The 20,630-nt window shown below is 68.4% G+C and carries 11 protein-coding genes; 2 read left to right on the forward strand and 9 right to left on the reverse strand.

Annotated elements, in window-relative coordinates:
- Positions 1-237: 237 nt before the first annotated feature.
- Together VFH59_RS06780 and VFH59_RS06785 are read right to left on the reverse strand one after the other, a co-directional pair.
- Positions 238-2,091 (reverse strand): M61 family peptidase, encoded by a 1,854-nt coding sequence (locus VFH59_RS06780; protein ID WP_325164156.1) that lies wholly within the window; start codon positions 2,089-2,091, stop codon positions 238-240.
- 160 nt (positions 2,092-2,251) lie between these two features.
- Positions 2,252-4,150, reverse strand: a complete 1,899-nt coding sequence (locus tag VFH59_RS06785; RefSeq protein ID WP_325164129.1) for a M61 family peptidase — start codon at positions 4,148-4,150, stop codon at positions 2,252-2,254.
- A 204-nt stretch (positions 4,151-4,354) separates the two neighbouring features.
- Here VFH59_RS06785 and VFH59_RS06790 point away from each other — a divergent pair, with 204 nt between their 5' ends.
- Entirely contained in the window at positions 4,355-5,506 is a 1,152-nt protein-coding gene (locus tag VFH59_RS06790) for a PQQ-binding-like beta-propeller repeat protein (RefSeq protein ID WP_325164130.1), read from the forward strand.
- A gap of 72 nt (positions 5,507-5,578) precedes the next feature.
- On the opposite strand, the gene VFH59_RS06795 is transcribed toward VFH59_RS06790, so the two are convergent.
- Together VFH59_RS06795 and VFH59_RS06800 are read right to left on the reverse strand one after the other, a co-directional pair.
- Positions 5,579-7,108, reverse strand: coding sequence for an amino acid permease (locus VFH59_RS06795; protein ID WP_325164131.1), 1,530 nt, complete (start codon positions 7,106-7,108; stop codon positions 5,579-5,581).
- Positions 7,109-7,306: 198 nt separating this feature from the next.
- Positions 7,307-8,593 carry a sterol desaturase family protein gene (locus tag VFH59_RS06800; RefSeq protein ID WP_325164132.1) on the reverse strand — a complete coding sequence of 429 codons (1,287 nt, stop codon included), beginning with the start codon at positions 8,591-8,593 and terminating at the stop codon, positions 7,307-7,309.
- 325 nt (positions 8,594-8,918) lie between these two features.
- Between VFH59_RS06800 and VFH59_RS06805 the strand changes: the two genes are divergently transcribed.
- On the forward strand, positions 8,919-11,921 hold the full coding sequence (locus tag VFH59_RS06805) for a TonB-dependent receptor (RefSeq protein ID WP_325164133.1): 3,003 nt from the start codon (positions 8,919-8,921) through the stop codon (positions 11,919-11,921).
- Positions 11,922-12,013: 92 nt separating this feature from the next.
- On the opposite strand, the gene VFH59_RS06810 is transcribed toward VFH59_RS06805, so the two are convergent.
- The 5 genes from VFH59_RS06810 to glk form a co-directional block, all read right to left on the reverse strand.
- On the reverse strand, positions 12,014-13,048 hold the full coding sequence (locus VFH59_RS06810; protein ID WP_325164134.1) for a glycerophosphodiester phosphodiesterase: 1,035 nt from the start codon (positions 13,046-13,048) through the stop codon (positions 12,014-12,016).
- 40 nt (positions 13,049-13,088) lie between these two features.
- Positions 13,089-14,162: an acyltransferase family protein gene (locus tag VFH59_RS06815; RefSeq protein ID WP_325164135.1), complete on the reverse strand. Its 1,074-nt coding sequence runs from the start codon at positions 14,160-14,162 to the stop codon at positions 13,089-13,091.
- Between the two features lie 46 nt (positions 14,163-14,208).
- Positions 14,209-16,527: a beta-N-acetylhexosaminidase gene (locus tag VFH59_RS06820; protein WP_414655859.1), complete on the reverse strand. Its 2,319-nt coding sequence runs from the start codon at positions 16,525-16,527 to the stop codon at positions 14,209-14,211.
- Between the two features lie 125 nt (positions 16,528-16,652).
- The gene (locus tag VFH59_RS06825; protein ID WP_325164137.1) at positions 16,653-19,370 is read right to left on the reverse strand and encodes a TonB-dependent receptor; all 2,718 of its coding nucleotides are present in this window, start codon (positions 19,368-19,370) and stop codon (positions 16,653-16,655) included.
- 77 nt (positions 19,371-19,447) lie between these two features.
- A complete protein-coding gene (gene glk, locus VFH59_RS06830) occupies positions 19,448-20,500 on the reverse strand; it encodes a glucokinase (protein WP_325164138.1) in 1,053 nt (350 codons plus the stop codon).
- Positions 20,501-20,630: the final 130 nt, after the last annotated feature.

A 20,630-nucleotide genomic window follows, 5' to 3' on the forward strand; every position in this document is an offset into this window, starting at 1 on the left:
TTGGGTGGGGAGGTTCATGCGGTTTCTCCGCTCGGGAGAGCGGTGCCCGGTGGGCGGGTGAGGACTTGGGCGGGGCGGGGTGCCTGAGGTACTCCCGGACCCTCTCCCCCCACCCCTCTCCCGAAGGGAGAGGGGCTTTTGTTTCTGGCATGGGTGGGGCTTCGGGCGAGCCTTGGCCCCTCACCCCGGCCCTCTCCCCCAACGTTGGTAGGAGCCGGGGGAGAGGGAGCCAAAGGCTTACAGCGGCTTGATCAGGTCGGACAGGGTGTCCGGCTTGCTGTCGTCCCGGACCAGGTGCGGGTACTTGAGGCCGCCGTGGTAGTCGATGCGGACGGTCTTGTACTCGTCGAAGTTCTTCACCAGCAGTTCGACCGGCTGGCTCTTGTCCTTTGCTGCCGCGGTGACCGCATCCTTGACGGCGTCGGCGGAGTATTCCTTGCCGTTGACCGCGACGATGGTCATCGCCGGCGAGAGGCCGGCCTTGAACGCGGGGCTGTCCCACAGCACGTCGCCGATCGAACCGTCCTTGCCGACCGACAGGCCCAGCGAGTAGGTCAGGTCGGCGGCGTGGCGGCGCGATTCCATCGCCTTGACGGCCTTGGAAGGCTTGTCGGTGTAGACCAGTTTCCAGCCATGGGAAGCGATGCCGCCGATCAGCGGGCCGTGGCCATCCAGGCGCGTGCGCAGGTAGCTCTTCCAGTCATACGGGGCGATGTCGTTGAGCGTCCTGACCACGTCCTCGAAGGTGTAGGTGTTGACCTTCCAGTCGCCGTTGTTCATGCCGAAGAAGGCGCGCGCGAAGTCGTCGATCTTCTTCCTGCCGCGGGTGAGTTCGCGCAACTTGCCATCGACGTCCAGCCAGATCATCGCGCCCGCCGAGTAGTAGTCCTCGCTCGCCTGGTAGTTGCGGTAGGGCAGCGGGCGGCGCTGGGCGATCGTCGGGTCGTTGGTGGTGTCCTGCACGTTGCGCCAGCTGGCCAGGCCGGGGCGGCCCCGGTCGTAGGTGGCGGCGACGAGGGCGAACATGTCCAGCGTCTCGTCCTTGTTCCACAGGCCCGCGCGGGCGGCGATGACGGTGCCCCAGAACTGGGTCTGGCCCTCGTACACCCACAGCAGGGTGTCGCTCATCGGCACGTTGAAGTTGGGCGTGGTCAGATCCGCGCCGCGGCGGTACTTGCCGTCCCAGGAGTGGTTGAACTCGTGCGAGAACAGGTCGCGCTCGTAGACGTTCTTGTCCCACTCGGTGAAGTAGTCGGCGCCCACGCCGTCCTCGCTGGAGCGGTGGTGCTCCAGGCCGTTGCCGCTCATCTTGTCGCTGAGCGAGACCAGGAAGTCGTAGTGGTCGTAGTGGTGCGCGCCGTAGAGCTTGTACATCTGCTGGATCAGCTCGCGGTGCGGCTTCAGTTGCTCGGGCTTGATCTCGAGGTACTTCGGCGCGTCGGCGACGATGTTCATGTAGACCGGCGTCTTGGCGCCCGGGTCGAGGTCCACGCGCTTGAAGTACTTGCCGGCGTAGATCGGCGAGTCGACCAGCGTGTTGTAGGTCTGTGGCTTGTAGGTGACCGTGTCGCCGTGGGTGGAGGCCACTTCCAGCGCAGTGCCGGCCTTCCAGCCGGCCGGGTAGGTGACGCTGCCCTGCGCCGGGATCTTGCGGATGTTGTAGCCGGCCGGATACAGGCTCATCGCATCCCACTGCAGGTTGAGCATCTCCGGCGTCATCACCACGCGGCCCTGGCGGGTGCTCTGCGGCGAGAGGAATTCGAAGTAGGCCTGCACCTCGTTCGCGCCCTGCGGTACGTCGACGTGGAAGGCATAGACGTTGAGCGGGTCGCGTGTCCACGGCAGTACCTTGCCGTTGGCCTTGATCACCAGGCCGGCGAGCTTGTCGATCGGGCCGGTCGGCGAGTGGTGGCCGGGGATCCACTGCGGGAACAGCAGAGTCAGCGGGCCGGGCTGCGCAGGGATGGTCTCGTTGACGCGGAACACGCGGTGGGTGACGTCGGTAGCGTCGACATCGATCTTCAGCGTGCCCTGGAAGGGCGCATCGCCGATCGGCGGTACGTCGGCGAAGGCGGGCACGGCGGCCAGCATGAAGCCGGCGGCGAGCAGGGCGGAAGCGAGGGGTCTGATTTTCACGGAACGGACTCTCCGGTGGTGGTGCCTCGAATTCCGTTCACCCTGAGCGCAGGGCCGGGAGGGCCGGAGCCGAAGGACGCCCTTCGGCTGCGCTCGGGGTGAACGGCTGTGCAAGCTATTTGCGCGGGGTGGTGATGGCGGTCAGCAGGTCCTTGCCGTCGGCGCGGACCAGGTGCGGGTATTTCAGGCCGCCGTGGTAGTCCACCGCGATAGTGGTATAGACGTCCACGTTCTTGACCAGCAGTTCGATCGGCGCCTTGCGGGTCTTCGCGGCCTTGACGGCGTCCTTCAGCGCCTCGGGCGAGTAGTCCTTGCCGTCGACCGCGACGATGTCCAGCCCCGGCACCAGCCCGGCCCGGAACGCGGGGCCGCCCCACTGCACGTCGTAGATGTTGCCGTTCCTGGCTGCGGACAGGCCCAGCGAGTAAGCCAGGTTGACGTTGTGGCGCAGCGCCTCGGCGGCTTGGGTCGCGGCATTGGGCGCGTCGGTGTAGGCCAGCTTCCAGCCGCTGCGCTCGATCCCGTGCTCGGGCAGCGCGTCGCCGGTGTAGTCCAGGCGTGTGCGCAGGAAGGTGGCCCAGTCGTAGGGCTGCACCTGGTCGAGCGTGTCGATCACATCGTCGAAGGTGTAGGTCCTGGTGACGTAGCTGCCGTTGTCCATGCCGAAGAAGGCGCGGGCGAAGTCGTCCAGCGAACGCCGGCCGTGCGAGAGCGCGCGGATCTGCGTGTCCACGTCCAGCCACAACAACTGGCCTTCCGGGTAGAAGTCGGTACCGCGGCGGTAGTTGCCCCAGCCGCTGCCGCCGAAATAGGTGAGCGGTGCGGCGTCGGCGGTGTCCTGCAGCGAGCGCCACGCGCGGCCGGTGCGCGCCGACATCGCCGCGGCGATGTCGACCATCGAGTCGCGGTACCGCGCGGCGCTCCACATGCCCGAACGCGCGGTCAGGACGCCGGCCCAGTAGTCGGTCAGGCCCTCGTAGACCCACAGCAGGTCGTCTTCCTCGACCGTGTTGAAATCCGGCGCCCACAGCTTGGCCGGACGGCGGAACTTGCCGCACCAGGAGTGCACGTACTCGTGCGGCATCAGGTCGGCGGTGAGGGCGTACAGCTTGTCGTCGGCCAGCATGTCGGCCGGCAGGCGGTCGTCGCTGGACTGGTGGTGCTCCAGGCCGAAGTGGCCGGTGTGGTCGGACAGCGTGAGCAGGAAGTCGTAGTGCCGGTAGTGGTGCGCACCGAACAGCTTGTCGGCCTGGTCGACGAGCTTGCGGTGCTGCCTGAGCTGGTCATCGCTGAGCTCGACCTGGTCGGCTGCGTCGGCCACCACGTTGAGGTGCACCGGCGCCTTGCCCCCGGGGTTCAGGTCCACGCGGTTGAAGTGCTCGCCGGCGATCAGCGGGGAGTCGACGAAATCATTGAAGCCGACCGGCTTGAAGGTGGTGCTGGCGCCGTCGCGCGACTGCACCTCCATCGCGGAGCCGAACTGCCAACCCCTGGGCAGGATGATCGTCGGCTGGATCCGGATCTGCCGCGTGTAGTAGCCGGCCGGATAGAACGCCACCTGGTTGAACTCCACATCCACCAGGTTGGGCGTGGACGAGGCGCTGGCGCCGAACATGCCGCCCTCGCCCGGCGAGAGGAACTGGAACTGGAGCTCGAGCTGGCTGGCGCCCCCGGGCACGGCCAGGTGCAGCGCGTACATGTCGCGCCGGTCGCGGCGCCACGGCACGCGCTTGCCGTTGGCGGTGATGACCAGGCCGGCGAGGTTGTCGATCGGGCCGGAAGGCGAGTGCTCGCCGGGGATCCACTGCGGGTAGTACAGCGTGAATGCACCGGGCCGGGCCGGGATGGTCTCGTGCACGCGGAAGATCTTCTTCGGCGCGTCGGTGAGGTCGACCTTCAGTGTCAGCGTGCCCGGATAGGGCTGATCGAGCGGCGCCGCCTTTTCCGCGTGTGCACCCAGCGAGAAGGCCGCACCCAGCGCGGCCACCAGCAACTTCGAACCAATTTCCTTCAAGGACCTACCCCCAACCGACCACCACGGCGCACGTGCGCGCCCTCACCTGCGCACGCCGGCCAATAGCCGACATGACAACCATCCGATGGTAGGACGAAGGTCATGCCCCTCCCCCCTGCCAGAGGTCACGCCCGCAGCGTGGCCTACCATGGGTATGGCGTGGCGGGTGGCCGCCACGTCTACCCTCGATGCAAAGGAGACCTCATGGCTGCAAAGCCCTGGATCATCGCCCTGCTCGCTGCATGGCTGCCGTTGGCCTCGCCCTCGTCCGCGCAGGCCGCCGTGCCCACCGTGCGCTGGACGTTCGGCGCCGACGGCGCCCTGTGGGGATCGCCGACCCTCGCCGGCAAGACGCTGTATTTCGGTTCCGACAGTGGAACGGTTTACGCACTGGACGTCTCACGCCACGTGCCCCGCTGGACGTTCAGAACGGGAGGGAAGGTACGCGCGCGGCCGCTGCTGGCCGACGGCAAGCTGTTCGTCGCCAGCGACGACGGCGTTCTGTACGCCCTGGATCAGGCCACCGGCAAGCCGGCCTGGACGCTCGATCTGCACAGCGGCGATCTGTGCCGCCGACTGCCCTCCCCCGACAACCCGTTCTACGACTACAAGGCATCTTCGCCGGTCTTTGCCGACGGCAAGGTCTTCGTCGGCACCGCGGGGGCCCGGCTGTACGCCATCGATGCGACCACGGGCAAGCCGGCCTGGATCGCCGGCGCCAACGACATGTTCCGGGCCACGCCGGTGGTCACCGACGGCGTGGTCTACATCGGCAGCTGGGACCATGCCCTGTACGCCTTCGACGCCGCCAGCGGCAAGGCCTTGTGGCACTACGACACGGGCGGCATCGTGCAGAGCACCGCGGCCCTCGGCGCCGGCCGACTGGTGGTCGGCAGCCGCAGCCACAAGCTGTTCGCGCTCGACCCGAAGCGTGGCAAGCCGGTGTGGATCGCCGACAATGCCAGCGGCAGCTGGGTCGAGTCCTCCGCGACATACGCCGGCGGCCTGTTCCTGGTCGGCAGTTCCGATGACCTGGCTCTGAAGGCCTACGACCCGGCCGATGGCCGCCTGCGCTGGTCGTTCGCCACCGGTGGCTGGACCTGGGCCACGCCGGTGCTCGCCGACGGCACGGTCTACATCGGCGCGGTCAGCGCGTCGCCCTATTACGTGCCCGGTATCACCTTGCAGCGCGGCCTGTTCGCCGTGGACGCACGCACCGGCAAGGCGCGTTGGCATCTGCCGACCGGCACCATCCACGGCTACGTGACCGGCGGCGTGATGGGCACGCCTGCCGTGGGTCGGGACACGCTCTACGCCACCGCCCTGGATGGCAACGTCTACGCCATCGCCCGCTGACCCTCCGGGCGCCGGCACGGCCGTGCGCCCTGCAACGGCAAAGCCCCCGCGACTGCCGGGGGCTTCCTGGTATCAGCTACCGTCGGCCAGCTTGGGCGCAACCGGCGAGTCGTCGCTGTCCGGTTTCGCCAGCCGGCTGTGCCACATGCCGTAGCCGAAATAGATGACCAGGCCGATGCCCATCCACACCACGAAGCGGATGATCGTCACCATCGGCAGGCCGCCGATCAGCGTGAGGTGACCATCGCGCAGCCACGGCCAGCCGATGATCAGGAACAGCGAGAACAGCATCCCCGCGGGCGCCACCAGCCACAGCGCCGGCGTGCGGAAATCGCGCTTCACGTGCGGCTGGCGCACGCGCAGGATCAGTACGGATGCGCAAATCACGATGAACGCCGAAAGCGTCCCGATGTTGACCAGCTCCGCCACCTCCCCGATCGGCAGGAACCCGGCGACCAGCGCGGTGAACACGCCCAGGATCATGGTCGGTCGGGCCGGTGTACCGTACTTCGGGTGGATCTTCGCGAACCACTTCGGCAGCAGGCCATCGCGGGCGAGTGCGAACCAGATGCGCGCCGCGCCCAGCATGAACGCGAACATCACGCTGGTGATGCCGGCAATCGCAGCCACCGAGATGATGCCACGCACCCAGTGCAGGCCCAGCGCCTTGAACGCGGCATCCACCGGCGCCGGCGAGTCCAGCTGCGTGTACGGCACCATGCCGGTAAGCACCAGCGAGACGGCCAGGTAAAGGACCATCGACACCGCCAGCGAAAGCAGCACCGCGCGCGGCAGGTCGCGTTGCGGCTGCTTCGCTTCCTCGGCAGCGGTGGTCAACGTGTCGTAGCCGAACACCGCGAAGAACACGACGCTGGACGCGGCAAGCACGCCGCCCCAGCCGAAATGGGATTCACCGTCCACCGTGGTCAGCGGCGGAATGAACGGGTGCCAGTTGGCGGTGTTCACGTAGAACGCGCCGACGCCGATCACCAGGGCCACGCCGATCACCTTGATCGTGACGATCAGCGTGTTCATCCGCGCGCCCCACTCGGTCTTGACCGTGAGCATCCACGCGATCAGCAGCGAGATCGCCGCGGCGATCACGTTGAACACCTTGCCGCTCCCGGGATGGTGCGGATCGTACGCACCCTGCGCCCACACCGGCAGGTGCACGCCGAACAGCTGGTCGATGAGTGCCTGCACGTAACCGGACCAGCCGATCGCCACCACGCCGACGATCAGCGCGTACTCGACCAGCAGATCCCAGCCGATGATCCAGGCGAACAGTTCGCCGAGCACCGCGTAACCATAGGTGTAGGCGCTGCCGGTCACCGGGATCATGCCGGAGAACTCGGCGTAGGCCAGCGCCGCGCAGGCGCTGCCCAGGCCCGCGACGATGAAGGAAAGGATCACGGCCGGCCCGGCATTCACCGCCGCCTGCTGCCCGGCGAGCACGAACACGCCCACGCCGATGATCGCGCCGACGCCGATCGCGGTGAGCTGCCATAGCCCCAGTACGCGGCGGAAATCCTTCGAGCCGCCGGCATCGGCCTGCAGTTGTTCGATCGACTTGTGGCGCACCAGCTTGGAAAGAAAACCCATTCGGCTGTCCCCTTGAAAACAAGCCCCGATCATAACGTGGGGGTTGCAAGTGGCCGCAAGCCGTGTTTGGGTGATGAGGTCCCTTGTCCCCTTTCGAGAAGCGCCGCCCGCTTCCTTTGCCGCCGGCGCGGCCGGGCTTCCGCGCCGGACTGGAAGCTGCCCCAGCGCCGGTGGGCGCCACCGCCAAGCGCTTCCGGGTCAATGATCCGTACTGCCCTCCGTGCCGGTCGCGCCCCGGGGCGCTGCTGCACGGGACGGCGGTCGGGCAAACCACGGCAGCGCCATTGCGCTCGCCCCGAACACGACCAGCACCGCCAGTGCGATGCGCGGATCGAGGTGATCGACGCCGAACCAGCGGCCGCTTGCCCAAGGCAGCACGGCGGTGGCCAGCACGCGCACCGCCTCGATCCGGCGTGCCGCGCGGCGCCCTTCCATCAGGGCACCGAGCACGGTCAGGCTGCCGACCAGGTAGGCGGCATAGGCCAGCAGCGTCGGCAGGCCGGCGCGGGCGCTCAGGCCGAGGAACTGCGTGGCCATCCCCAGCAGCAGCGCGAACTGGAACAGGCAGTACACGGCCAGTGCGCGCGACATCGGCGGCGCGAAGCGCTCGCGCCGGATGTCGAAGGCCGGCCTGGGAAAGCGCGCGGCGACATCGGCCGGGCGCCAGCCGGGCGGCTTGAGCCAGACCAGCAGCTTGTCGCGCCAGCGCCGCGCATGCCACATGTCGGCGGCCGCCGCCCAGTACACCTCGGCGTTGGCCCACAGCGGGTTCCAGCTGCGCAGCGGCGCGCGGGTGCCGTACACCGGCGGGTCGGCATCGTCCTCCTCGACGAAGGTGCCGAACAGCCGGTCCCAGACGATTAGGATGCCGCCGTAGTTGCGGTCCAGGTAGCGGTCGTTCACCGCATGGTGCGCGCGATGGTTGGACGGCGAGCAGAACATGCGGTCGAACCAGCCCAGCCGGCCGACCTGTTCGGTGTGCACCCAGAACTGGTAGAGCAGGTCGATCAGCGCGACCACCACGAACACCTCGGTGGGAATGCCCGCCAGCGCCATCGGCAGGTAGAACAGCCAGCCCAGCAGCACGCCGCTGCCGGTCTGGCGCAGCGCGGTGGAGAGGTTGTAGTGCTCGCTCTGGTGATGCACCACGTGCGCCGCCCAGAGGATGTTCACCTCGTGGCCGGCGCGATGCAGCCAGTAGTAGAGGAAGTCGTAGGCAAGCAGCGCCGCCACCCAGACCACCAGGCTGTCGGCCGGCAGGCTGAAAGGCGCCAGGTGGGTGGCCACCCAGGCGTAGATGCCGATCGAGAGCAGCTTGCCGAACACGCCCGCGACCTGGGAAATCACCCCCAGCCCGATACTGCTGATCGCGTCGCCAACGCGGTAGGCGTCGCGGCCGCGGCGGCGCGCGATCCACAGCTCCAGGCCGATCAGCACGAAGAACACCGGCGTGGCCCAGCGGATGATCAGTTCCTGCACGTGCATGGAGCAGCCCCGGAAGTAGGCAAGCAGACTCGGCTGTGGCGAGCGTCGCGCGGGGGCCAAGGCGTGCGACCCGCGGTACTCGACAACACCAGTATCGCAAAGTGCGACTTCGCGCCGGCAGCAGGCAGAGAGGCGCCTTGCGCTTGAGCGGCGCTTTGACTTAACTTCGAACTTACATCGTCACCTCACAAGCTCGACGATGCCCGTGGCGCGCAGCTTTTCCCCAAAGCCCCGCGCCGTCTCATTCCCTCAAGACCAGCCGCAGACGCTGGCCGAGGGCTGCTGTTCGTAGTATTTGGAGTACCCCGTAGTAATGAAGCACGCATTGTTCAATCGCCGCTCGGCGATGGCGCTGGCCGTGGGCATGAGCCTGGCCGGTCTGGCCTACGGCCAGGCCACCACCGGTGCCATCTTCGGCCAGGCCGCTGCCGGCCAGACTGTCCAGATCCAGAGCACGTCGGGCGTGACCCGCCAGGTCCAGGTGGACCAGAGCGGCCGCTATTCCTTCGCCTCGCTGCCCCTGGGCACGTACACGGTGACTGTCGTCCAGGACGGCAAGACGGTCGATACCCGCAACAACGTGACCCTGCGCGTCGGCGCAGGTACGGAAGTCGATTTCGCTTCCGCCGCCAACGCGCAGAACCTCGGCGCGATCACGGTCTCGGCCAGCGCCCTGCCGGCCATCGACGTGTCCGCGGTCGACTCGCGCACCGTGGTTACCCAGCAGCAGCTCCAGCAGCTGCCGCTGGGCCGTAGCGCCGAAGCCATCGCCCTGCTTGCCCCGGGCGTCGCCCAGGGCGCCACGGGCACCGGCTTCGCCAGCCCGACCGGCCAGGCGCTGGTCTCCTTCGGTGGCTCCTCGGTCTCCGAGAATGCCTATTACATCAACGGCATGAACACCACCGATCCGATCAACGGCTACGGCGGCATGGTGCTGCCCTACGGCGCGATCGACCAGGAAGAAGTGCTGACCGGCGGCTATGGCGCCATGTACGGCCGTTCCGATGGCGGCGTCATCAGCATCGTGGGCCGCCGCGGCACCAACGAGTGGCACTTCGGCGGGCAGCTCCTCTACACCCCGCAGTGGGGCAAGGCCGATCCGAGGAACACCTACTTCGCGGACGGGTCGAGCAACGCCGGCGAGCTGTATCGCTACAACAACGAGAACAAGACCTGGAACGGCGTCGCGTCCGGCTATGCCGGTGGCCCGCTGATCAAGGACAAGCTGTTCGCGTTCGTCGCCGCCGAAGGCGAGAAGACCGCCGGCAAGAGCATCGCCAGCGTCGCCGCGGACCACCAGACCAACTACTCGTACACCGATCCGAAGCTGTACGCCAAGCTGGACTGGAACATCGACGACAACAACCTGTTGGAAGTGACCGGCGCCAGCTACAAGGACACCTACGCCGGCAACATCTACAACTACGACAACGAGACGCGCACGCGCGGCGACTTCGTCAACGCCGCCACCGAGGAAGCGACCAAGCAGTCGATGTGGGTGGCCAAGTACACCGGCTACCTGACCGACAACCTGACCGTGTCCGCGCAGTTCGGCCGCCAGAGGACCCAGTTCTACACCCAGCCGGGCGCGGCCGATCCGAACCTGATCCGCATCCTCGGTTCGGAGGACCAGGACCCGAATCTCAACGGTGGCGTGGCGGGCGGCATCACCAACCCGCAGAACCTGCTGCAGGTGTCCGATCCGGCCCATGAGAGCAGGGCCACGAACTGGCGCCTGGACGTGAGCTACCAGCTCGGCGACCACCTGCTGTCGGCCGGCCTCGACAACCAGTCGACCGAGGACAACCACGACGGCGCGTCCATGTTCGGCAACGCCGGGTTTGCGTGGGAATACGGTGCGATCACCGCGGGCCAGCCGCTGGCCGGCGGCCAGGTCACCGTGCCGGCCGGCGTCGTCTACTACGTCGACCAGTACCGCCAGGAAACCAGCGCGAGCGTGATGGTCAAGCAGCGCGCGCAGTACATCGAGGACAAGTGGCAGGTCAACGACCGCGTGCTGCTCAGCCTCGGCCTGCGCAACGACCAGTTCACCAACTACAACGGTTCGGGTGAGCCCTACATCAACCAGCACAAGCCGCAGTGGGCCCCGCGCCTGGGCGCCACCTGGGACGTGTTCGGCGACAGCACCTTCAAGGTGTACGCCAACGCCGGCCGCTACTACCTCGCGCTGCCCGCCGCACCGGCCCTGCGTGCCGCCTCGGGTTCCTACTACACCCGCGTCTACGGCTCGTACACCGACATCGATCCGGTGACCGGCTATCCGATCGGCTTCCAGCCGTTCGACACGGTCAATGGCCCGGGTGCCGAGATCTCGCTCAACAACGAGTACGGCCAGGCGCCCGACCCGAAGACCGTCACCGCCAAGGGCCTGAAGGCCGAGTACCAGGACGAGTTCATCGCCGGCTTCGACAAGACGCTGGGGCAGGACTGGGTCTACGGCGCCAAGCTGACCTACCGCAAGCTCGGCACCGCGATCGACGACTTCTGCGACATCGACGCGGTCAAGGCCAAGTCCGTCCAGATGGGCTACGACCTGGCCAACCAGGACTGGAGCTCGGTCAGCTGCTACCTGTTCAACGCCGGTCGCTCGAACGACTTCCTGGTCGGCAACACCGACGGTGGCTACGACACCATCACGATGACCAACAAGGACTTCGGGTTCCCGAAGCTGAAGCGCCACTACTACTCCGCCGAGCTGCACCTGGAGCATCCGAAGGGCGACAGCAACTGGTGGGGCCGCGTGAGCTACGTCTACTCGCGCTCGTACGGCAACAGCGAGGGGCAGACCGACTCCGACGCCGGTACCCGCAGCGATCCGTCCGTCACGCAGGCGTGGGACAACGCCCCGCTGATGGCGTACTCGAACGGCCTGCTGGCGAACGACCACACCCACGCGTTCAAGGCGTTCGGTGCGTACCAGGTCACGCCGGAGTTCATGGTGGCCGGCAACCTGGTGGTGCAGTCGGGCTCGCCGCGTAACTGCTACGGCGCGTATGGTCCGGACCAGATCGATGCCGGCTACGGCGTCTACTCGTACCACTTCTGCGGTGGCCAGCCGTCCCGTCCCGGCGACGCCGGCCGGAACCCGACCACGCACGTGGTGTCGATCAACGCCGAATACCGGCCGGCCTTCGCCGACCACAAGCTGGCGTTCAGCGTCGACGTGCACAACGTCTTCAACGAACAGAAGAAGACGCAGTCGTACCCGTACTACGGGGTGTCCGATGCACCGAACCCGTACTACAACCTGCCCATCGCCTGGGAAACTCCGCGTTACGTCCGCTTCGGCGTGTCGTACGACTACTGAGTAACCTCCCATCGGGAAGGAAGCGCCTCGAGCAATCGAGGCGCTCTTTTTTTTGCTCCGGAAACCGGTGCCGCTGCGCTCGACCCGTGGCTTCAGTGTTCCTGGTCGTGCGGGCGGTCGCCGTCGACGACCTGCCGTCCCAGCGCGGGGTCGTCGGTGAAGAAGGCATCGATGCCCGCCGCCAGGTGGGCGCGGATCTCGTCGACCGAGCCCCGCGGATGGCGCTGCGCCGGGTCGTCGCCGCACCACAGGGCCGGCGGCAGGAACGCGTTTTCCGGACGGAAGGTCCACGCATAGACCGCCAGGCCGGCGGCCTGGGCATCGCGCACCAGTGACGTCGGCGCGCCGGGGCGGCCGCTCCCGTCCAGCGGCAGGATCGCGCGCGCGTCCGGGCCGATCGCATCGGCCCAGCCCGCCACCTGGCGCAGGCCGGCGGGGGTGAGCAGGTCGGCGTAGCGCAGCGTGCCGCCACTGGCCGCGATGTCCCACGGCTGCGCACCAGGCTCGTCGACCAGCTGCAGCAGGCGCACGTTGGGCCGGCCCGCCAGGCAGGCCCGCAGAGCACGCAGGTTGGCCAGCTCGAAGGACTGGATCACCACCGGCGCACTGCGGGTGCAGGCGTGCGCGTCCAGCGTATCGAGCAGGCGCCGCTCCATGGCCAGGCCTTGCTGCTGGAACCAGGTGCCGTGCTTGATCTCCGGAATCAGCCCGATGACGCGTCCGCGCCGCGCGCTTTCGGCCGCCAGCAGTTCGATGATGTCCTCCAGCGTGGCGATCGGGTACTGCCCGTCGTGGGCGGTGCCGCGCAGGGCCGGCAGGCGTTCGCGGGTGCGCAGGGTCTTGAGCTCGGCAAGCGTGAAGTCCTCGCAGAACCATCCTTCGACCGGCACCCCGTCGATGCGCTTGCGCGTACGCCGCGCGGCGAAGCGCGGGTGCCGGGCGACGTCGGTGGTCGCGCCGATTTCGTTTTCATGGCGCGCCACCAGCACACTGTCGCCGGTGATCACCAGGTCCGGCTCGATCAGGTCCGCGCCGTCGGCGATGGCGCGCGCGTAGGCGACCAGGGTGTGCTCGGGCAGATGTGCGCAGGCGCCGCGATGGGCGATGACCAGGGGGCGTCCGCTCATGGTGCTCCGGAGGGTGGCGCGGTACGGGCTGCGGTCCACCCTACAGCTTCAGGTGGATCCGTTGCCGGTCCATGATCCACACGATCGCCCACCAGAGCACTACGAAGGCCACCGCCCATGCGAGCGAGGCGACCCACGGACCGGCCAGGGGTGTGATCCAGCCGGCGAACAGGTGCCGGTAGAGCGGTTCCTGCCATCCCAGCGCGGGCAGCAGGATCTGCATCAGCTCGGAGCCGGCGTACGCAGCGATGGCGTTCATGCCGAAGCGTCGGCCGAGCGCCGGCCAGCCACGCCGGTCGACCAGCCAGTGGCAGGCCAGCAGCGCCAGGATCGCCCAGCCACCGGTCCACAGCACGAACGAGGGAGTCCACAGGTTCTTGTTGAGCGGGATCCACCACGACCAGGCCGCGCCGAGCGCCAGCGCCACCACACCGGCGGCGAGCAGCCGCGCCAGCCGGGCCTCGCGCAGCCACACGCCCGCACACAGGCCGATCAGGCTGCTGGCGATCGCGGGCAGCGTGGCGGGCAGGCCTTCGGGGTCGTGTACCTGCCCGGTGGCGGGGTTGTGATCCCACACGTAGTGGCCGAACACCGCGCCATCGATGCGGTCGACGATGTTGTCCCACCTGGCCAGCGTGCCCCCGGACACCAGCAGCGCGGTATAGCCGGCCAGCAACGCCGCGATGGCGATCCACCAGGCCCGCCGCGGCGTGTAGATGGCGAACGCCGCCACCACCGCGAAGCACACGCCGATGCGTTGCAGGACCCCCGGCCAGCGCATCGCGCGCTCCGGCAGCCACCACGCCGCCAGCGCATTGATCGCCAGGCCCAGCGCGAGGATGCGCAGCGCCCGCCACAGCGCCGCGTCGCGCAGCCGGCCGGGCGCCTCGCCCTGCGCCAGCCGGGGCAGGATCGCCAGCACAACGGACACGCCCATGACGAACAGGAAGAACGGGAACACCAGGTCGGTGGGCGTGCAACCGTTCCAGCCGGCGTGTTCCAGCGGCCGGTATACGTGATCCCAGTCGCCCGGGTCGTTGACCAGCAGCATGCCGGCCACGGTGAGGCCGCGCAGGGCGTCGAGCGAAGCCAGGCGGCCGCTCCCCTCGCTCATGCCGGCATCCGGGGGCCGCGGCCACGGACGACCGGGTCGCAGCCCCTCATGGCGTGGCTTCCAGCGACACGCGGCCCAGCGCATAAAGCGGACCGTCGATGGGTGCAGTCCAGGCCAGACACAGGCCATGCTCGCCCGCCTGCACCGGCAGCCGGGCGCCGAGCGTGAACCGGCGGGGGCCGTGCGTGGGGTCGGGCAGCGCCATGCGGGCCAGCACCGGGCCGGCGCAGTCATCCTCGTGCACCACCAGTTCCCCGAACCGCGTGGCATGTGGCCGCGACACCACCAGCTTTTGCTCGTGCGCCAGCTGGAAGTTGCGCGGCAGCCGTACCGCATCGACGCGGATGGCGCCGATGCCGTCCATCAGCGTGGGCGGGAATCGCTGGCAGGCGTCGAACAGGTTGACCGCGTACACCGGCCGGGTGCTCGTCGCATCGGGCGTCGGCTGCACGAGCAGCCGGAAGTCGCTGCCGGGGCAGTTCGCCAGCGCCGTGCCGGGCAGCGAAAGCAGGCTGGCGCGATCGAGCACGCGCGTGCGCGGCGCCGCCAGGGCGCTGCCGTCCGCGGCGAAGCTGGCGGCGTGCACGGTCGCCGGCAACGAGACGTTGAAGGGCCCCTCGTAGCGCGGCGAGCCTGGCGTGGGCGCGCGGCCGTCCAGCGTGTAGTGGATCGCGCCGAAGCCGGCCTGGTTCGACAGGCGGACGGTGGCCTTGCCGGTGGCCAGCGCCACGTTGCGGTCAGCGTCGATGGCCACCGCGAACGCGCTGTCGGCCACGTTGACGTGCTGTGCGCGGTAGCGCGCCAGCTGCGCCGGCAGGCGGGCGAGGAAGCCGGGCCAGTCGCGGCGGTCGGCGGGCGACCAGGCCACTTCGCTGAGCGCGTCCAGTCGCGGGAACAGCTGGTGCTCCACGTGCGCCATGGTGGGCATGTGCTCGGTCCACGCATTGGCCTGTACACCCAGCACGTGCTTGGCGTGGGCCGCATCGAGCACGTCGGGCACGACCTGCAGCCCGTACACGTCCCTGAGCGACTCCACCCCGTACCGGCCGGCGTATTCGCCGGGCACATCGCTCTGCACGTGGTCGAAATAGAGACCCGGCGAGGGCGACATCACCACGTCGTGTCCGAGCAGCGCCGCCTTGATGCCGCCGTCGATGCCGCGCCAGGACATCACCGCGGCGCTCGCCGGCAGGTTGTCTCCCTCGAGGATCTCGTCCCAGCCGATCAGCTTGCGCCCGTGCTGCTCGAGGTAGCCGCCAATGCGGCCGATGAACCAGCCCTGCAGCGCATCCTCGCTGCGGATACCCAGCTCACGCATCTTCGCCTGTACCGCGGGCGAGGCCTGCCACTGGTCCTTGATCGCCTCGTCGCCGCCGACGTGGATGTACGGCGACGGGAACAGCGCCATCACCTCGTCGAGCACGTGCTCGATGAACGCGAAGGTGTCCTCGTCCACGTTGTACAGCCAGGGGTTGATGCCGGAATCGGCGGACACCCGGGGCCGCGCGCCGGTGACGCCGATCTGCGGGTAGGAGGCCACCGCCGCCTGCGCGTGGCCGGGCATGTCCAGCTCCGGCACGATGGTGACGTGGCGGGCGGCGGCGTAGGCGACCACCTGGCGGATCTCCTGCTGGGTGTAGAAGCCGCCGTAGCGTGCCGGCTCGCCGTCGTGGCCCGCGCCCGGCGGCGTGCGCCAGGCGCCGATCCGGGTCAGCTCGGGGTAACGCTTGATCTCGATGCGCCAGCCCTGGTCGTCGGTCAGGTGCCAGTGCAGCACGTCGAGCTTGTGCTGGGCCATCTGGTCGATCAGGCGCTCGACCTCGACCACACTCTGGAAGTGGCGTGCCGAGTCGAGCATCACCCCTCGCCAGGCAAAGCGCGGCCAATCGCGGATGGCGAGTGCGGGCACCTCCACCGCGCCCCGCCGGCTGTCGGGCGTCAGCAGCTGATAGAGCGTGACCGCGCCATGGAACAAGCCCGCATCGTCGCGTGCGGCGACCTCGATGCCTTCGGGGGTGGCGGTGAGGGCATAGCCGCCGGCCTGCGTCACCGGCGTCCGTGGATCGCGCCGCAACACGATCGCGCGCGGCGCGCTGCGCGCACGGGCGATGGACAGCTCCAGGCCACGCGTCCGCGCCAGCAGGCTGCGAAGGTACTGCGCGGTCTGCCGGGTGGCCGGCTCGGGGCTGGCCAGCACCAGTGGCGTGTGCACATCCACGCGGAAACCGCCCGGCTGCAGGCGGACCTGCGCCGGGAACGGAATCAGGGGCGGCGGCGACGGCCCCCCGGCGGAAGCCGCGCCTGCCGGCAGCAGGGCGAACCCGAGCAGCACGCACGCGCAACGGGACAGGAACGGATGGCGCATCGGCATCTCCTCTGATGGCCCAGCTTGCCATTGCCGCGGCCTGCGCAAAAAAAGGGGCCCGAACATGCCGACCGGGCCCGAGCGGGGAGCGCGGGCCGTCCGTGGCCCGCGTGAATCGCGATGGATCAGAAGCTCAGGTGTGCGTTGAGGTAGTACTGCCGCCCGTTCTCGTAGAACGAGGTCGGGATGGCGGCGCTCTGGTAGTACTTGATGGTCGGGTTGTTGAGGTTGAGCGCATCCAGGCTGAAGCTCAGCCAGTCGGTGGCCTTGTAGCTGAGCGAGGCCGCGAGCGTGCCGAAGCTGTCCTGGTAGTACGGGTGCGTGCCGGACAGGCCGATCAGGAACGACGAGCGGCGGGTGTAGCTGACGCGGGCGCCGAAGGTGTCGTTCTCGAAGTAGGCACCGACGTTGTAGGTGTTCTTCGAGGTGCCCAGCAGGTGATCACTGCCGTCGGCCCAGGTGTAGTCCGAGCTGCCGTCGGCGTAGGTGTAGTTGGTGGTGATACCGAAGTACTGGCCGATCGGCTGGTCGTACGCCAGCTCCACGCCGCGGACCTTGGCGTCGGCATTGATCGGCATGGATACCTGGTAGGCCTCCAGCTGGTGGGTCAGCTCGCTGTACAGCATCTGCGTCTGGACGCCGTAGGCCACGTAGTCCTTCATGTTCATCGCATACGCGGTGGCCGAGAGCAGGCCGCGCGGCATGAAGTACCACTCCAGGCCGGCGTCGAGGTTGGTGGAGACCACCGGCTTCAGCTTCGGGTTGCCGCCGCCGCCGGTCTTGTTGAGATCCGAGCCGTAGGACGAAGCGCCCAGCGCGGAGTAGTCGGGCAGGGTCTGCGTCTGCGAAGCCGCGACGCGGAGCACCAGGCTGTCGGCGAGGTTGAACTTCAGGTTCGCGCTGGGCAGCACGCGGCTGTACTTGTTGTCGTAGTGGCGCCGGTCCCACGCGCCGAACAGGCTGCTCACGTCGGGCGAGACAGTATCGGCGAAGTAGGTGTCGATGCCCTGCTTGATGTTGACGTAGCGCAGGCCCGCGTTGCCGCTCCAGTTGTCGCCCTCGAGGTTGACCTGGAAATAGGCCGCGAGGTTCTTCTCGTCGACGCTCCACTCGGCGCCGTAGTTGTGGCGGCCGGTGGGGCCGTCGTTGTTGGACAGCCAGGTGGAGTTGGCGATGATCGCGTCCTTCAGCGCGCCCGGGGTGAAGTACCACAGGTCGCGCGGGAAGGTGCCGCCGATGCCCTCGGCAAAGTGGCCCGGATAGTTCGCGGTGGCGCCGTTCTGCAGGGTCGACCAGATGTCGCCGGGCGAGGCACCCTCGGGCGACTGCGCCTCGCGATCGTGCTTGGCGTAGCGCACGCCGTAGTCGAACGACTGCACCACGCCGGCGTTGAAGTACTGGGTGAAGTCCGCGGTGAACCAGTTCTCCTTGTCCACGGCGCGCACTTCCTGGTTGCCCCAGGTACCGAAGCTGGTGACGCCCGCCGGGCTGATGTCGCCGCCCACGCTCCAGTCCACCGGTGCACTGTTGCCGTGCGTGGTCCAGCTGGCGCCACCGCCGTTGGCCGCGGTCACTTCGGCGATGAACTGGCGCGGCGTCTCGCCGATGCCCTTGGTGGTGCCGGCCTGGAATTTCGCCGACAGGTTGTCGGTGACGTTCCAGTCCGCGTCGAGGGTGTAGTACTGGGTCCTGGACGAGGCCTCGCGGTAGATCATGTCGTACACGACGTAGTTGGTACCCGGCACGCCGGCGTAGGTCGCGTTGGTCAGCACGCCGTTCTCGACGGTGTAGCCGGGCTCGGGCGCCTGGCTGGTCGCGAAGTTGCCACCCCACAGCATGAAGTTGCGGTTGTAGTTGTTGGCCTTCATCTTCGAGTAGAAGCCGCTGGCGCCCAGCGTGAGGTCGTCGCTCGGCCGGAACTGCAATTCCACCAGGCCGCCCTTGCGGTCGCGGACCTGCTCGAACAGGGTCGAACCGAGCAGGCCGGGCACCGATACGCCGGCGAGGTCGGGGTTGCTCTGCGCGAGCGGCGAGGTCGGGTCGATTACCGCGAAGCCGCCGGGAATCTCCTGCGCCTCGCGGCGCAGATGACGCTTCTGCTTGAACGCCTGCACCAGCACGCCGAAGGTGCTGGCGTCGTTCTTGTAGTTGAAGAGTCCCGAGAACTGCGGATCGGTCTTGCCCGGGCCGTCGGCATAGACGCCGCCGACGCTGAGATCGCCCGAGACCTGCTTTTCGAAGTCCAGCGGCTTGCGCGTGATGATATCGACGTTGCCGGTGGTACCGCCGTCCTGGAAGCGCGCCTCGGAGGACTTGTGCACCTCCACCCGGCTGACCAGTTCGGACGGCAGCAGGGTATAGCTCACGCTGCGGCCGACGTTGTTGCCCTGGCTGAGCACGAACCAGTCGGCCGAACCGACGCCGTGGCCGTTGATCAGGGTCTGGGTCAGGCTTGGGCTGGTGCCGCGCAGGCTGACGCGGTCGGCTTCGTCGAAGCCGCCTTCGTCGGCGCTGGAGGAGCTGATGTTCACGCCCGGCAGGCGCTGCAGCGTGTCGGCCACGTTGTGCGCCGGCAGCTTGCCGACGTCCTCGGCGGTGACCACTTCCATGGTCGAGTTGGAATCGCGCTTGATGTCGAGCGCCTTCTCCACCGAGCCACGGATGCCGGTGACGGTAACGGTCGACAGCTGCTTGATCCTGTCCTTCCCGGACGGGGCCGCCGGGGTCTGTGCGGTGGCGTCGGTACCGGTCGTGGCCTGGTCCGCGTCCTGGGCATGCAGCGTGCCGGCCAGGCAAAGGCTGGCGACGATGCTTGCGGCTAACAGCGTCTTGCGGTGTGACATGGTGCTCCCCTCCAGTCGGATCAGCAGCACGCGCGTCGCGGTGATGCTGGTTGGTTGCAAGGGCTTGCGCCCGTTTGTTATGCGGTCATCGAAGCCCGGCCGGGTTCGACCTGGCCGGCCAGGGCCAGCCCGGCCGCGCCGATCACGCCGTGCTGGCCGTGCTCCATCAGTCGTACGGGAACCTGCTGCAGGTACGGGCGCATCACGCCCTTGTTGAAGAAGCGCTCGCGGAAGCGGCTGGCCAGCAGCAGCTGGCGGATCTGCGGCAGGATCCCGCCGGCGAGGAACACCCCGCCGCGCGCGCCGTAGAGCAGCACCAGGTCGCCGACGAAGCTGCCGAGCAGGCCGCAGAACACCTCCACCGCCTCGACCGCCGCCGCGTCACTGCCCATCAGCGCCGCGTGGGTGATCGCGCTGGGTTCGGAAAGCACCGCGGGGGTCCCGCGCAGCGTGCTGATCGTGCGATAGAGGTTGCGCAGGCCGGGGCCCGACAGCGCGTGTTCGAAGGCGACATGCGATCGCTCGCGCGCGAGCAGGCGCAGGATCTCGATCTCGCGTTCGTTGCCTGGCGCCAGCGCGATCTGCCCCGCCTCGGTGGCGAGTACCGCCGCGTGGGGCTGGCCCGGCAGCAACACCGCCGAGCCCAGGCCGGTGCCCGGGCCCATCACCAGCACCGGTCCGCGCTGCGGCGGCGCACTGGTCTCGATCACCGGCAGCGTGTCGGCGTCGGTCAGGAACTGGGTCGCCCAGGCGACCGCCTCGAAATCGTTGATCACCGCCAGGTGGTCCAGCGCCAGGGTTTCGCGGATGTCGCGGATCGACACCGGCCAGGCGAGGTTGTCGTTGACGATGGCGTCGTCCAGCACATAGCCGGCGCTGGCCACCACGCACTGGTCGATCGATGCGGGCGCGTCCAGGCAGGAGACGAAGTGCTGCAGCACCGCGGTGAGGCTGGGCCATTCGGCGCAGGCATAGCGCTGGTAGCGCAGCACCGTGACCGGGCTGGCGCCGCTCGGCTGGCGACTGAGCAGGCCCACGCGCGCATGCGTGCCGCCGACGTCGGCGGCCAGCAGCACGGATGGCTGCGGCAGGCGCTGCGGCGCACTCCTCGGGTTGGCAACCTCGGCCACGACTCCTCCCTTGCACCAGGCCCGACGTCGCTGGACGTCGGCGGAGGCGGAGTCTGGACAGCGATGACAACGTTGTCAACGCGTTTTGCCGACATTTTGGCGGGCGGACTTCATGCGGTGCAGCATAGGA

This window comes from Frateuria sp. (assembly GCF_035695185.1).
In the GTDB taxonomy this organism is placed as follows: domain Bacteria; phylum Pseudomonadota; class Gammaproteobacteria; order Xanthomonadales; family Rhodanobacteraceae; genus Frateuria_A.

What these genes read in the sequence shown, in the direction of transcription:
- VFH59_RS06820 (WP_414655859.1), bottom strand. Translation starts at nt 16,527, where the DNA reads ATGCGCCATCCGTTCCTGTCCCGTTGCGCGTGCGTGCTGCTCGGGTTC.
- VFH59_RS06825 (WP_325164137.1), bottom strand. Translation starts at nt 19,370, where the DNA reads ATGTCACACCGCAAGACGCTGTTAGCCGCAAGCATCGTCGCCAGCCTT.
- VFH59_RS06780 (WP_325164156.1), bottom strand. Translation starts at nt 2,091, where the DNA reads ATGCTGGCCGCCGTGCCCGCCTTCGCCGACGTACCGCCGATCGGCGAT.
- VFH59_RS06810 (WP_325164134.1), bottom strand. Translation starts at nt 13,048, where the DNA reads ATGAGCGGACGCCCCCTGGTCATCGCCCATCGCGGCGCCTGCGCACAT.
- VFH59_RS06815 (WP_325164135.1), bottom strand. Translation starts at nt 14,162, where the DNA reads ATGAGCGAGGGGAGCGGCCGCCTGGCTTCGCTCGACGCCCTGCGCGGC.
- VFH59_RS06795 (WP_325164131.1), bottom strand. Translation starts at nt 7,108, where the DNA reads ATGGGTTTTCTTTCCAAGCTGGTGCGCCACAAGTCGATCGAACAACTG.
- VFH59_RS06800 (WP_325164132.1), bottom strand. Translation starts at nt 8,593, where the DNA reads ATGCACGTGCAGGAACTGATCATCCGCTGGGCCACGCCGGTGTTCTTC.
- VFH59_RS06790 (WP_325164130.1), top strand. Translation starts at nt 4,355, where the DNA reads ATGGCTGCAAAGCCCTGGATCATCGCCCTGCTCGCTGCATGGCTGCCG.